Origin of the sequence: Pseudomonas sp. GL-B-19 (assembly GCF_019956415.1) — a bacterium.
Taxonomy (GTDB): Bacteria; Pseudomonadota; Gammaproteobacteria; order Pseudomonadales; family Pseudomonadaceae; genus Aquipseudomonas.
The window spans coordinates 23,929-36,816 of sequence record NZ_JAHBDK010000016.1; the positions used below are offsets into that span (position 1 = coordinate 23,929).

Sequence of the window (12,888 nt, forward strand, 5' to 3'; positions counted from 1 at the left end):
GAATGGGGTTGCGCGCCTGACCTCACTTCCTTATTTCGTCCAAGGCAATCGACATGACCGATACTCAGAATAAGAACTACATCGTTGCCCTCGATCAGGGTACGACCAGCTCCCGCGCGATCGTCTTCGACCGCGACGCGAATGTGGTCAGCACCGCCCAGCGCGAATTCGCACAGCATTACCCGCAAGCCGGTTGGGTTGAACACGACCCGATGGAAATTTTCGCCACCCAAAGCGCCGTGATGGTCGAGGCCCTGGCGCAAGCCGGCCTGCATCACGACCAGGTCGCGGCCATCGGCATCACCAACCAGCGCGAAACCACCGTGGTCTGGGACAAGACCACCGGCCGCCCGATCTACAACGCGATCGTCTGGCAGTGCCGCCGCAGCACCGAAATCTGCCAGCAGCTCAAGCGCGACGGTCACGAGCAATACATCAGCGACACCACGGGCCTTGTCACCGACCCGTACTTTTCCGGCACCAAGCTAAAGTGGATCCTCGACAACGTCGAAGGCAGCCGTGAGCGTGCGCGCAACGGCGAACTGCTGTTCGGCACCGTCGACAGCTGGCTGATCTGGAAATTTACCGGCGGCAAAGTCCACGTCACCGACTACACCAACGCCTCGCGCACCATGCTCTTCAACATCCACACGCTGGAGTGGGACGCGAAGATGCTGGAGGTGCTGGATATTCCGCGCGAAATGCTGCCGCAAGTGAAGTCCTCCTCCGAAATCTACGGCCACACCAAAAGCGGCATTGCCATCGGCGGTATCGCCGGTGACCAACAGGCTGCCCTGTTCGGCCAGATGTGCGTTGAGCCCGGCCAGGCGAAAAACACCTATGGCACCGGCTGCTTCCTGTTGATGAACACCGGCGACAAAGCGGTGAAGTCCAAGCACGGCATGTTGACCACAATCGCGTGCGGCCCGCGTGGCGAAGTCGCCTACGCATTGGAAGGCGCAGTGTTCAACGGCGGCTCCACAGTTCAATGGCTGCGTGATGAACTGAAGATCATCAACGACGCCCACGACACCGAATACTTCGCCAATAAGGTCAAGGACAGCAACGGCGTGTACCTGGTGCCGGCCTTCACCGGACTGGGCGCGCCGTACTGGGACCCGTATGCCCGTGGCGCGCTGTTCGGCCTGACTCGCGGCGTACGCGTGGATCACATCATTCGTGCCGCGCTGGAGTCGATTGCCTACCAGACCCGCGATGTGCTCGACGCCATGCAACAGGATTCCGGTGAACGTTTGAAATCCCTGCGTGTGGACGGTGGCGCGGTGGCGAACAACTTCCTGATGCAATTCCAGGCAGACATCCTCGGCACTCGGGTCGAGCGTCCGCAAATGCGAGAAACCACCGCACTGGGTGCCGCGTACCTGGCTGGCCTGGCGTGCGGTTTCTGGGGCAGCCTGGAAGAACTACGCGGCAAGGCAGTGATCGAGCGCGAATTCGAACCGACCCTGGACGAAGCCGCGAAGGAAAAACTCTACGCCGGCTGGAAAAAAGCCGTCAGCCGCACCCGCGACTGGGAACCCCATGAAGGCGCTGAATAAGCCAACAACAGGTTGCGAATAGGGTTGTAACTGGTCGGGAGCAGATTCCTGCGGCATCATGGGCAAATTTTGCACGGCAGCCCAAAGGAAGCCCCATGAATCTGCCTCCCCGTCAGCAGCAAATCCTCGAACTGGTCCGCGAACGCGGCTACGTCAGTATCGAAGAAATGGCTACGCTGTTCGTCGTTACACCGCAGACCATCCGCCGCGATATCAATCAGCTCGCGGAAGCTAATTTATTACGTCGCTACCACGGTGGCGCCGCCTACGACTCCAGTGTCGAAAATACCGCCTACGCCATGCGCGCCGACCAGATGCGCGATGAGAAACAGCGTATCGGCGAAGCCATTGCCGCACAGATCCCCGATCACGCCTCGCTATTCATCAATATCGGTACCACCACCGAATCGATTGCCCGGGCGCTGCTCAATCACAATCACCTGAAAATCATCACCAACAACCTGCACGTAGCCTCGATGCTCAGCGCCAAGGACGACTTCGACGTTCTGCTGACCGGTGGCAACGTGCGGCGTGACGGTGGTGTGGTCGGTCAGGCGAGTGTCGACTTTATCAACCAGTTCAAAGTCGACTTCGCGCTGGTAGGCATCAGCGGCATTGATGAAGACGGCAGCCTGCTGGACTTCGATTATCAGGAAGTACGGGTGTCGCAGGCGATCATTGCCAATGCGCGGCAGGTGATACTGGCAGCGGACTCCAGCAAATTCGGGCGCAACGCCATGATTCGTTTGGGGCCGATCAGCCTGATCGATTGCCTGGTCACTGATCAGCCGCCTGTGCCGGCACTGGCGCAGTTGTTGAGTCAGCACAAGATTCGACTGGAAGTCGTTTAACACCGAGGACGGTTAGACAACCTGTAGGAGCACGGCTTGCCGGCGATGGCGGCCTGTAGGAGCACGGCTTGCCGGCGATAGCGGCCTCAAGTACGTCATCGCCGGCAAGCCGGGCTCCTACAGAAATCGCTGCGCACCTCTCTCTTAATTCTCCTAATGTTCGAAAATTTTCCTTTAACCGCCCTTCGATGAGTTTTTTTAATCGAAGTTAACTGGCTGCGGGCGTCTTTATGGGCTACCATTTTCGCAAATGAACATTAATGTTCGAATTCAAATACATAAAACAAACACCGAGGCCAGCCGATGCCCACTTCCACCTTGCGTACGCCCCCTCTCGCTGAGGTTTACGATATCGCCGTCATCGGTGGCGGGATCAATGGCGTGGGGATCGCAGCAGATGCCGCCGGTCGCGGTCTTTCGGTGTTCCTTTGTGAAAAGGATGACCTGGCCAGCCACACCTCCTCGGCCAGCAGCAAGCTGATCCACGGTGGCCTGCGCTATCTCGAACATTACGAGTTCCGCCTGGTGCGCGAAGCCCTCGCTGAACGCGAAGTGCTGTTGGCCAAGGCACCGCACATCGTCAAGCAGATGCGTTTCGTGCTGCCACATCGTCCGCACCTGCGTCCCGCGTGGATGATTCGCGCCGGCCTGTTTCTGTATGACAACCTCGGCAAACGGGAAAAACTCGCGGGCTCGAAAAGCCTGAAGTTCGGTCCGGACAGCGCGCTGAAAAGCGAAATCACCAAAGGCTTTGAATACTCCGATTGCTGGGTCGATGACGCGCGCCTTGTAGTCTTGAATGCCATGGCTGCTCGCGAAAAAGGCGCCCATGTTCACACCCAGACCCGTTGCGTCAGCGCGCGTCGCTCCAAGGGTTTGTGGCACCTGAACCTGGAACGCGCCGATGGCAGCCTGTTTTCGATCCGCTCTAAGGCACTGGTCAACGCGGCCGGTCCGTGGGTCGCCAAGTTCATTCGTGACGACCTGAAGATGGAATCGCCGTACGGCATTCGCCTGATTCAGGGCAGCCACCTGATCGTGCCGAAACTGTACGAAGGTGAACATGCGCACATTCTGCAAAACGAAGATCAACGCATCGTCTTCACTATTCCGTACCTGAACCACTTCACCCTGATCGGCACCACCGACCGTGAGTACACCGGCGACCCGGCTGCAGTTGCGATCACCGATGGCGAAACCGATTACCTGTTGAACGTGGTCAATGCCCACTTCAAAAAGCAGATCAGCCGCGACGACATCCTGCACAGCTATTCCGGTGTTCGCCCGCTGTGCAACGACGAGTCCGACAACCCGTCGGCCGTCACCCGCGACTACACCCTGGCACTGTCGTGCACCGGTGAAGAAGCGCCCTTGCTGTCGGTGTTCGGCGGCAAGCTGACCACTTACCGCAAACTGGCCGAATCGGCGTTGGCGCAGCTGACGCCGTACTTCACCCACATGAAGCCAAGCTGGACTGCGAGCGCCACACTGCCGGGCGGCGAAGACATGACCACCCCACAAGCCTTGTGCGCCTTGATCCGCGACAAGTTCGACTGGGTGCCAACCGAAATCGCCCGCCGCTGGGCCACCACCTACGGCAGCCGCACCTGGCGCATGCTCGAAGGTGTGCAGAACCTCAGTGATATGGGTGAACACATCGGCGGCGGGCTCTACACCCGCGAAGTTGATTACCTGTGCAGCGATGAATGGGCGACCACCGCGCATGACGTATTGTGGCGTCGTAGCAAGCTCGGGCTGTTCACCACTGCGGCGCAACAACAGAAACTGGCGGATTACCTGAGCAAGGTCGAACAGAACCGCAGCAAGATCGAAGCGGCCTGATCGGCAATCGGTTAAAGCAAAGCCCCTGAATCGAGAGATTCAGGGGCTTTTTGCATACTGCCAGACACCACCACGTCCCTGTAGGAGCCGGGCTTGCCCGCGATGACGGTCTTCCAGCCAACATCTGTGGTGACTGACACGCCGCCATCGCGGGCAAGCCCATTCAATTACAGGAGTACGGGATGGCATTCGGTTTTCCGAACGCGACCTGTCGGTCGATTCGGTTAACCGGATTATTCCACGCGACAAATAACGCCATAAATATTTAATACCGTTATAAATCAATAAGTTAACCTGTTCTACCTAGCCTGGCACGAGTCATGCTCTACACTTCTTCGACGAATGCCTGTTGCGCCCCTTCAGGAGCCCACAGGCGTTCGAAGCACAAAAGGGCCGATAAACTGGCTCCATAAAAAAAACAATGTCGAGGAAAATTTGATGCGCATCGTTCCCCACATCCTGGGCGCAGCCATTGCTGCCGCTCTGATCAGCACTCCGGTTTTCGCTGCCGAACTCACCGGCACCCTGAAAAAGATCAAAGAGTCCGGTGTCATCACCCTCGGGCATCGTGACGCTTCCATTCCGTTTTCGTACATCGCGGACGCTTCCGGCAAGCCGGTCGGCTACTCCCACGATCTGCAACTAAAAATCGTCGAAGCCATCAAGAAAGACCTCGACATGCCGAACCTCCAGGTCAAATACAACCTGGTGACCTCGCAAACCCGTATCCCGCTGGTGCAGAACGGCACCGTGGATGTCGAGTGCGGCTCCACCACCAACAACGTCGAGCGTCAGCAGCAAGTTGACTTCTCCGTTGGCATCTTCGAAATCGGCACCCGCCTGCTGTCCAAGAAAGATTCGACTTACAAAGACTTCCCCGACCTCAAAGGCAAGAACGTCGTGACCACCGCTGGCACCACGTCCGAGCGCCTGCTCAAGTCGATGAACGCCGACAAGCAAATGGGCATGAACGTCATCTCCGCCAAAGACCACGGCGAGTCCTTCCAGATGCTGGAATCGGGCCGTGCTGTGGCTTTCATGATGGACGACGCCTTGCTGGCGGGCGAAGCAGCCAAGGCCAAGAAAGCCGATGACTGGGCCGTGACCGGTACGCCACAGTCCTTCGAAATCTACGGCTGCATGGTCCGCAAGGGCGACGAGCCGTTCAAGAAAGCGGTGGATGACGCCATCATCGCCACTTACAAGTCGGGCGAGATCAACAAGATCTACGAAAAATGGTTCATGGCGCCAATTCCGCCTAAAGGCCTGAACCTGAACTTCCCGATGAGCGACGAACTCAAGGCCCTGATCGCCAATCCGACCGATAAAGCGGCTGACGAAAAGAAATCCTGATTTCTGACTAACCTTATCTCCTGAGAGGGCCGCTGCCCTTTCAGGGGTTTGTCACTCCCTGCTGGCATTTTTGGAAACACTCGAACCGGTGGCTGTCGAGCCGCTCGTGTGTGCCTGATCGTAGTGGCCTGTACGGTCAGTTCGTTAGCTCAAATTCGGTGCCGGATGTTCATATCCAAGGCGCTGTGACGAGTCATAGCCCGCTATGGCGAGGAACAGCAACGCAGGAGATGGACTTCCGGAGCCGAAGTTGAGCTGACAGAACTGACCACACAGGCCACCTGATCAGGGCGGGAACGGAGCTTCCCCAGGCGGGCACTTGTACATCGAACGATCTGAGGGGAGACCCTAATGAATTACAACTGGGACTGGGGCGTGTTCTTCAAGTCCACTGGCGTTGGCAGCGAGACCTATCTCGACTGGTACATCGCCGGTTTGGGCTGGACCATTGCCATCGCCATCGTGGCCTGGATCATCGCCCTGACACTGGGCTCGATTCTGGGCGTCATGCGCACCGTACCGAATCGCATCGTATCGGGCATCGCGACCTGCTACGTCGAACTTTTCCGTAATGTGCCGCTGCTGGTTCAGCTGTTCATCTGGTACTTCCTGGTGCCTGACCTGCTGCCGCAAGACCTGCAAGAATGGTACAAACAGGACCTGAGCCCGGTCACCTCGGCTTTCCTGAGCGTCGTCGTCTGCCTGGGTCTGTTCACCACCGCTCGCGTTTGCGAACAAGTGCGCACCGGCATCCAGGCCCTGCCCAAAGGCCAGGAGTCCGCCGCTCGCGCCATGGGCTTCAAGCTGCCACAGATCTACTGGAACGTGCTGCTGCCCCAGGCCTACCGGATCATCATTCCGCCGCTCACCTCGGAATTCCTCAACGTGTTCAAGAACACGTCCGTGGCCTCGCTGATCGGCCTGATGGAGCTGCTCGCGCAAACCAAACAGACCGCCGAGTTCTCCGCCAACCTGTTCGAAGCTTTCACCCTGGCAACCCTGATCTACTTCACCCTGAACATGAGCCTGATGCTGCTGATGCGCCTGGTCGAGAAGAAAGTGGCCGTACCGGGCCTGATCTCCGTAGGGGGTAAATGATGGAATTCGACTTCTCGGGAATCATCCCTTCCCTGCCGGGCTTGTGGAACGGCATGGTCATGACCCTCAAGCTGATGGTCATGGGCGTGGTCGGCGGCATTATCCTCGGCACGATCCTGGCCCTGATGCGCCTGTCCCACAGCAAACTGCTGTCGAACATTGCCGGCGCCTACGTTAACTACTTCCGCTCGATCCCGCTGCTGCTGGTGATCACCTGGTTCTACCTGGCGGTGCCGTTCGTGCTGCGCTGGATCACCGGCGAAGACACCCCGATCGGCGCGTTCGCTTCGTGCATCGTGGCCTTCATGATGTTTGAAGCGGCGTACTTCTGCGAAATCGTCCGGGCCGGTGTGCAGTCGATTCCCAAAGGCCAGATGGGCGCTGCCCAGGCTTTGGGCATGACGTACGGCCAGATGATGCGTCTGATCATCCTGCCGCAAGCGTTCCGCAAGATGACCCCGCTGTTGCTGCAACAGAGCATCATCCTGTTCCAGGACACCTCGCTGGTTTACGCGGTCGGCCTGGTGGACTTCCTCAACGCCTCGCGTGCCAGCGGCGACATTATTGGCCGCTCCAATGAGTTCCTGATCTTCGCAGGTCTCGTGTACTTCACAATCAGCTTTGCCGCCTCGCTGCTGGTCAAGCGTCTGCAAAAAAGGTTTGCCGTATGATCTCTATCAAGAACATCAACAAGTGGTATGGCGACTTCCAGGTACTGACTGATTGCAGCACCGAGGTCAAAAAAGGCGAAGTGATCGTGGTATGCGGGCCGTCCGGCTCCGGCAAATCCACCCTGATCAAGTGCGTCAACGCCCTGGAACCGTTCCAGAAAGGCGACATCGTGGTCGACGGCACTTCGATTGCCGACCCGAAGACCAACCTGCCGAAATTGCGTTCGCGCGTTGGCATGGTGTTCCAGCATTTCGAACTGTTCCCGCACCTGACCATCACCGAAAACCTGACCATCGCGCAGATCAAGGTGTTGGGCCGCAGCAAGGAAGAAGCCACCAAGAAAGGCCTGCAACTGCTTGAGCGCGTCGGCCTGTCTGCCCATGCTCACAAGCACCCGGGCCAGCTTTCCGGTGGTCAGCAACAGCGTGTGGCGATTGCCCGCGCACTGGCGATGGACCCAATCGTCATGCTGTTCGACGAACCGACCTCGGCACTGGACCCGGAAATGGTCAACGAAGTGCTCGATGTGATGGTGCAACTGGCCCACGAAGGCATGACCATGATGTGCGTGACCCACGAAATGGGCTTCGCCCGTAAAGTGGCGGACCGGGTGATCTTCATGGACGCGGGCAAAATCATCGAAGACTGCCAGAAAGAGGAATTCTTCGGCGACATCGGCGCCCGTGCCGAGCGGACACAGCACTTCCTCAACAAGATTCTGCAGCACTAAACAAAACACCGCTCCCCTGTAGGAGCACGGCTTGCCGGCGATGGCGTTTTATCGGATGTCATCGCCGGCAAGCCGTGCTCCTACAGGGGTCGGTGCAAGGTTCAGATTTGTGTTGTGGTTGACCCAAGGCATCTGTGATGAAATGCGACCCCATTCTCTATCGCGCAGCAACGCCATCACTTGCCGTGAAACCCCGTCTGATTCGCCACATGTTACTGCCGCCGCTGATCATCGCCCTGATGATCGGACTGGGTTACGCCGGCTTCTGCGTCAGTGAACACTACGGCATTCGCAGCCTCAGCGAGAACGGCCAGCGTCAGCTCGAACTGCACGCCCGCGCCGTCGAAAGCGAGATCAGCAAATACACCTACCTGCCCAGCCTGCTGGAACTCGAAACCAGTGTTTCCACACTGCTGGCCGACCCGTCGCCGGAACACCGGCAAACGGTCAATGATTACCTTGAAGGCCTGAACCGGCGCAGCCGCAGTCGGGCTATCTACGTGATGGACACGACCGGCCGTGTCGTAGCCACCAGTAACTGGCGCGATGTCGATAGTTACCTCGGTGAAGACCTGTCCTTCCGCGCTTATTTCCAGAACGCCATTCGCGGCCAGCCGGGACGTTTCTACGGCATCGGCAGCACCAACGGCGAACCCGGTTACTACCTGGCCCACGGCCTGGAAGAGCACGGCAAAATCATCGGCGTCGCGGTGGTCAAAATCCGCCTCGAAGCCCTGGAGGAACGTTGGCAGCGGGCGCGCCTCGAAGCCTTCGTCAGCGACGAAAACGGCATCATCATTCTCTCCAGTGATCCGGCGCGACGACTCAAGTCGGTCGTGCCGTTGAGCGATGAGACCAAAGAAAAACTCGCCCGCAGCCTTCAGTACTACTGGTTTCCGCTGAATGAACTGCAACCGCTGGCCCGTGAAACCCTGGCCGAGGGTGTCGAGAAGCTGACATTCCCCGCCAACAGCGAAGTGGCGTCCGACGAAGAGGACATCAGCTACCTGGCCCAGACCCGGCCCTTGAGCGATACCCCGTGGAATTTCACCCTGCTCACGCCGCTTCAGGATTTGCGCCGTGAAGCGATCAATCAGGGGATTCTGGTGGCGGTAGCGTTCGCCTTGGTGGCGTTTCTGCTGATCGCCTGGAACGAGCGGCGCAAGGTCATCGCCACCCGCCTCGCCGCCCGGGAAGCCTTGCAGGAAGCCAACAATCAACTGGAGCGTCGGATTACCGAACGCACCACCGACCTGCGCGCCAGCAACGAACGGCTCAAGGGCCAGATCCGCGAGCGCCGGCACGCGGAAGAGACGCTGCGCCGCGCCCAGGATGAACTGGTGCAGGCCGGCAAACTTGCGGCTATCGGCCAAATGTCGACCAGCATTGCCCACGAATTGAACCAGCCGCTGGCCGCGCTGCGCACCTTGTCCGGCAATACCGTGCGCTTCCTTGAGCGTGGTCAGCTGGACGTGGCCAGCACCAACCTCAATACCATCAACGAACTGATCGACCGCATGGGCCGGATCACTGCCAGCCTGCGCTCTTTCGCTCGTCGCGGTGATGACAAAGGCCAGGCCAGCCTCGGCAAAGCCGTAGACGCCGCCTTGCAACTGCTCAGTAGTCGGGTGGAAAGCGCGCACCTGCAACTGCATCGCGATTTCAAAGATGTACAAGTGCAGATCGATCAGACCCGCCTCGAACAGATTCTGGTCAACCTGATCGGCAACGCCCTCGATGCCATGCAGGCCCAACCGCTGCCGGAGTTGTGGCTGGAAGGTGACGTCTTCGACGGCAAATACCGTCTTCGCGTGCGCGACAACGGCCACGGCATCGACGCCGAAGCGCGCAAGCATCTGTTCGAACCGTTCTTCACCACCAAACCCGGTGAACAGGGGCTGGGCCTCGGCCTGACCCTGTCCGCCAGTCTGGCCGCCGCTACTGGTGGAAATTTGGGTGTCGAACACCCGGTCAGCGGTGGTACCACTTTCGTCCTCAGTTTACCGTTGGTAAGCCCTACTTCCGCCGAGCCCATATGAACAACGACCTTAGTGTGCTGATCGTCGAGGACGATCCTCATGTGCTGCTCGGCTGCCAACAGGCGCTGACCCTGGAAGACATTCCCTGCGTCGGCGTGGGCAGCGCCGAGGAAGCACTGGAACGTGTCGGCGACAACTTTGCCGGCATCGTCATCAGCGATATTCGCCTGCCGGGTATCGATGGCTTGGAACTGCTGACCCGACTCAAGGCCCGCGATCGCAGCTTGCCGGTGGTGCTGATTACCGGTCACGGGGACATCTCCATGGCCGTCGGCGCGATGCAAAAAGGCGCCTATGACTTCATGGAGAAACCCTTCTCCCCCGAACGCCTGGTGGACGTTGCGCGCCGTGCGCTGGAACAACGCAGCCTGGCCCGCGAAGTCTCGTCATTGCGCCGGCAACTGGCCGAGCGCGACTCCCTCGAAGGCCGCATCATCGGCCGTTCGCCAGCCATGCAAAACCTGCGGGAACTGATCGCCAACGTCGCCGACACCTCGGCCAACGTGTTGATCGAAGGCGAGACCGGCACCGGTAAAGAACTGGTCGCGCGCTGCCTGCATGACTTCAGTCGGCGCCACACCAAACAATTCGTCGCGCTGAACTGCGGCGGTCTGCCGGAGAACCTGTTCGAAAGCGAAATTTTCGGCCATGAAGCCAACGCCTTCACCGGCGCCGGCAAGCGGCGGATCGGCAAGATCGAACATGCCGACGGCGGCACGCTGTTCCTCGACGAAGTCGAAAGCATGCCCCTGCCGTTGCAAATCAAATTGCTGCGGGTATTGCAGGAACGCACCCTCGAACGCCTCGGCTCGAACCAGAGCGTGGCGGTGGATTGCCGGGTGATTGCAGCGACCAAATCCGATCTGGCCGAAACCAGCAAGACCGGTGAATTCCGCAGCGACCTGTATTACCGCTTGAACGTGGTGACCCTGGAATTGCCACCGTTGCGCGAACGTCGCGAGGACATCCTGCAATTGTTCGAGCACTTTTTGCAGCAGTCATCCCTGCGCTTTGACCGCGCCGTGCCGGAGTTGGACAACCAGACCCTGTCGAACCTGATGAGCCACGACTGGCCGGGCAACGTGCGCGAACTGCGCAACGTCGCCGAACGCTTCGCCCTCGGCCTGCCGGCCTTCAAAAAGACCGGTGCCAGTGGCAGTAATCAGGGCCTGGCCTTCGCCGAAGCGGTAGAAGCCTTCGAACGCAATTTGCTCAGCGACGCCTTGCAGCGCAGCGGCGGCAACCTGACCCAGGCCAGCCTGGAACTGGGCATGGCCAAGACCACGCTGTTCGACAAGGTTAAAAAGTACGGGCTGAGCCACTGATGGATCTGATTCTGAAAGCAGCGTTGGGCGCGGCGGTGGTGCTGATTCTGGCGGCACTGGCCAAGACCAGAAATTACTACATCGCCGGCCTGGTGCCGTTGTTTCCGACCTTTGCGCTGATTGCGCATTTCATCGTCGGCAAAGGGCGCTCAGTGGAGGACTTGAAGACCACCATCGTGTTTGGCATGTGGTCGATCATTCCCTACTTCGTTTACCTGGCGACGTTGTATGTGATGGTGGACCGGATGCGACTGGAGGCGTCGCTGGCCGTGGCTGCGGTGGGTTGGTTGATTGCGGCGACAATTCTCGTCACCGTTTGGGTTCGCCTCCAGGCCTGATTACTGATCGTTCCCACGCTCCGCGTGGGAATGCAGCCCGTGACGCTCCGCGTCACTGGACGCGGAGCGTCCCTAGAGGCATTCCCACGCAGAGCGTGGGAACGATCTCAGCCGTTAACAGTACCGCCCTTGGCTTCACTCATGATCTGCCGGATCGCGCCGACAAACGTTTCCACTGGCTGCCCGCCACTCACTGCGTACTGCCCGTTGAACACCACCGTCGGCACCGAACTCACGCCACGGGTCAGCCACAGCTGTTCTTCCTCAACCACCTCTTTGGCGTATTCATCCGACGCCAGAATCGCCTCGGCCCGCTGCCGGTCCAGCCCCACGTTTTCCGCGATCTGCGCCAATTGCCCGTGATCGGACGGATTGCCGCCGTCGGTGAAATACGCCTTGAACAGCGCTTCTTTCAGATTGAACTGCCGCCCTTCCAGCCCTGCCCAATACAACAAACGATGGGCATCAAAGGTGTTGTAGATGCGGCTGTTGCCGTCGGTACGAAACGCAAACCCGACCTCGGCGCCACGGGCGCGGATCATCTCGCGGTTTTTCTGTGACTGTTCCGGGGTCGAGCCGTATTTTTCGGTGATGTGTTCGGTGATGTTCTGGCCGTCAGGGCCCATCTTCGGGTTCAGTTCGAACGGCTGGAAACGGATCTCGGCCTGGACCTCATCGCGCAAAACCTCCAGCGCCCGGGTCAGGCCGTAGAGGCCGACAACGCACCACGGGCAGGACACGTCGCTGACGAAATCGATTTTCAAAGGGGTACTCATCACACACCTCGCAGACTTGGATCGCGCCGGAAAGTTCGAACGATACACCTGACGGCCCCTCGGTGGCAGCCGTTGCACTAATCCCTGTAGGAGCCGGGCTTGCCCGCGAAAGCGGTCTTCCAGCCGACATGTGTGGTGACTGACACGCCGCCATCGCTGGCAAGCCAGGCTCCTACAGGTTTGTGCGGTGTTTGGGGGCATGTGTTTAGTTCTGTTTAAGGTTACTTCCTGAAAGCTACAGCGCCTTGCGCCGTCGCCTACAACCACGTCAGAATCCGCCGGCTTGTGCGCCTGGAGGCCCGTCG

General features: G+C 59.2%; 11 protein-coding genes. 10 read left to right on the forward strand and 1 reads right to left on the reverse strand.

Annotated elements, in window-relative coordinates; genetic code table 11:
- The first annotated feature begins 53 nt into the window (after positions 1–53).
- From glpK to KGB06_RS04430, 10 genes are all read left to right on the forward strand, one after another.
- Complete coding sequence (gene glpK, locus KGB06_RS04385) at positions 54–1,559, forward strand: glycerol kinase GlpK (RefSeq protein WP_223512096.1); 1,506 nt, start codon at positions 54–56, stop codon at positions 1,557–1,559.
- Positions 1,560–1,654: 95 nt separating this feature from the next.
- Positions 1,655–2,410, forward strand: a complete 756-nt coding sequence (locus KGB06_RS04390; RefSeq protein ID WP_007943555.1) for a DeoR family transcriptional regulator — start codon at positions 1,655–1,657, stop codon at positions 2,408–2,410.
- 303 nt (positions 2,411–2,713) lie between these two features.
- Entirely contained in the window at positions 2,714–4,252 is a 1,539-nt protein-coding gene (glpD, locus tag KGB06_RS04395; RefSeq protein ID WP_223512097.1) for a glycerol-3-phosphate dehydrogenase, read from the forward strand.
- A 438-nt stretch (positions 4,253–4,690) separates the two neighbouring features.
- Positions 4,691–5,605, forward strand: a complete 915-nt coding sequence (locus tag KGB06_RS04400; RefSeq protein WP_223512098.1) for a glutamate/aspartate ABC transporter substrate-binding protein — start codon at positions 4,691–4,693, stop codon at positions 5,603–5,605.
- Positions 5,606–5,956: 351 nt separating this feature from the next.
- Complete coding sequence (locus KGB06_RS04405) at positions 5,957–6,703, forward strand: amino acid ABC transporter permease (RefSeq protein ID WP_223512100.1); 747 nt, start codon at positions 5,957–5,959, stop codon at positions 6,701–6,703.
- A complete protein-coding gene (locus KGB06_RS04410; protein WP_150779483.1) occupies positions 6,703–7,374 on the forward strand; it encodes an amino acid ABC transporter permease in 672 nt (223 codons plus the stop codon). Before KGB06_RS04405 ends, KGB06_RS04410 begins: the two co-directional genes overlap by 1 nt.
- Complete coding sequence (locus KGB06_RS04415) at positions 7,371–8,105, forward strand: amino acid ABC transporter ATP-binding protein (protein WP_223512102.1); 735 nt, start codon at positions 7,371–7,373, stop codon at positions 8,103–8,105. Before KGB06_RS04410 ends, KGB06_RS04415 begins: the two co-directional genes overlap by 4 nt.
- 137 nt (positions 8,106–8,242) lie before the next feature.
- A complete protein-coding gene (locus KGB06_RS04420) occupies positions 8,243–10,144 on the forward strand; it encodes a sensor histidine kinase (protein WP_223512104.1) in 1,902 nt (633 codons plus the stop codon).
- Positions 10,141–11,469 carry a sigma-54-dependent transcriptional regulator gene (locus tag KGB06_RS04425; RefSeq protein ID WP_223512106.1) on the forward strand — a complete coding sequence of 443 codons (1,329 nt, stop codon included), beginning with the start codon at positions 10,141–10,143 and terminating at the stop codon, positions 11,467–11,469. The genes KGB06_RS04420 and KGB06_RS04425 overlap by 4 nt, the downstream gene beginning before the upstream one ends.
- 8 nt (positions 11,470–11,477) lie before the next feature.
- Positions 11,478–11,807 carry a GlpM family protein gene (locus KGB06_RS04430; RefSeq protein ID WP_223512201.1) on the forward strand — a complete coding sequence of 110 codons (330 nt, stop codon included), beginning with the start codon at positions 11,478–11,480 and terminating at the stop codon, positions 11,805–11,807.
- A 107-nt stretch (positions 11,808–11,914) separates the two neighbouring features.
- Here KGB06_RS04430 and KGB06_RS04435 read toward each other — a convergent pair whose 3' ends face one another.
- Positions 11,915–12,583 carry a DsbA family oxidoreductase gene (locus tag KGB06_RS04435; RefSeq protein ID WP_223512108.1) on the reverse strand — a complete coding sequence of 223 codons (669 nt, stop codon included), beginning with the start codon at positions 12,581–12,583 and terminating at the stop codon, positions 11,915–11,917.
- Between the last annotated feature and the right edge of the window lie 305 nt (positions 12,584–12,888).

Bases quoted from the DNA above. Each gene is read 5' to 3' on its own strand.
- glpK (WP_223512096.1), top strand. From the start codon at position 54: ATGACCGATACTCAGAATAAGAACTACATCGTTGCCCTCGATCAGGGT.
- KGB06_RS04390 (WP_007943555.1), top strand. From the start codon at position 1,655: ATGAATCTGCCTCCCCGTCAGCAGCAAATCCTCGAACTGGTCCGCGAA.
- glpD (WP_223512097.1), top strand. From the start codon at position 2,714: ATGCCCACTTCCACCTTGCGTACGCCCCCTCTCGCTGAGGTTTACGAT.
- KGB06_RS04400 (WP_223512098.1), top strand. From the start codon at position 4,691: ATGCGCATCGTTCCCCACATCCTGGGCGCAGCCATTGCTGCCGCTCTG.
- KGB06_RS04405 (WP_223512100.1), top strand. From the start codon at position 5,957: ATGAATTACAACTGGGACTGGGGCGTGTTCTTCAAGTCCACTGGCGTT.
- KGB06_RS04410 (WP_150779483.1), top strand. From the start codon at position 6,703: ATGGAATTCGACTTCTCGGGAATCATCCCTTCCCTGCCGGGCTTGTGG.
- KGB06_RS04415 (WP_223512102.1), top strand. From the start codon at position 7,371: ATGATCTCTATCAAGAACATCAACAAGTGGTATGGCGACTTCCAGGTA.
- KGB06_RS04420 (WP_223512104.1), top strand. From the start codon at position 8,243: ATGAAATGCGACCCCATTCTCTATCGCGCAGCAACGCCATCACTTGCC.
- KGB06_RS04425 (WP_223512106.1), top strand. From the start codon at position 10,141: ATGAACAACGACCTTAGTGTGCTGATCGTCGAGGACGATCCTCATGTG.
- KGB06_RS04435 (WP_223512108.1), bottom strand. From the start codon at position 12,583: ATGAGTACCCCTTTGAAAATCGATTTCGTCAGCGACGTGTCCTGCCCG.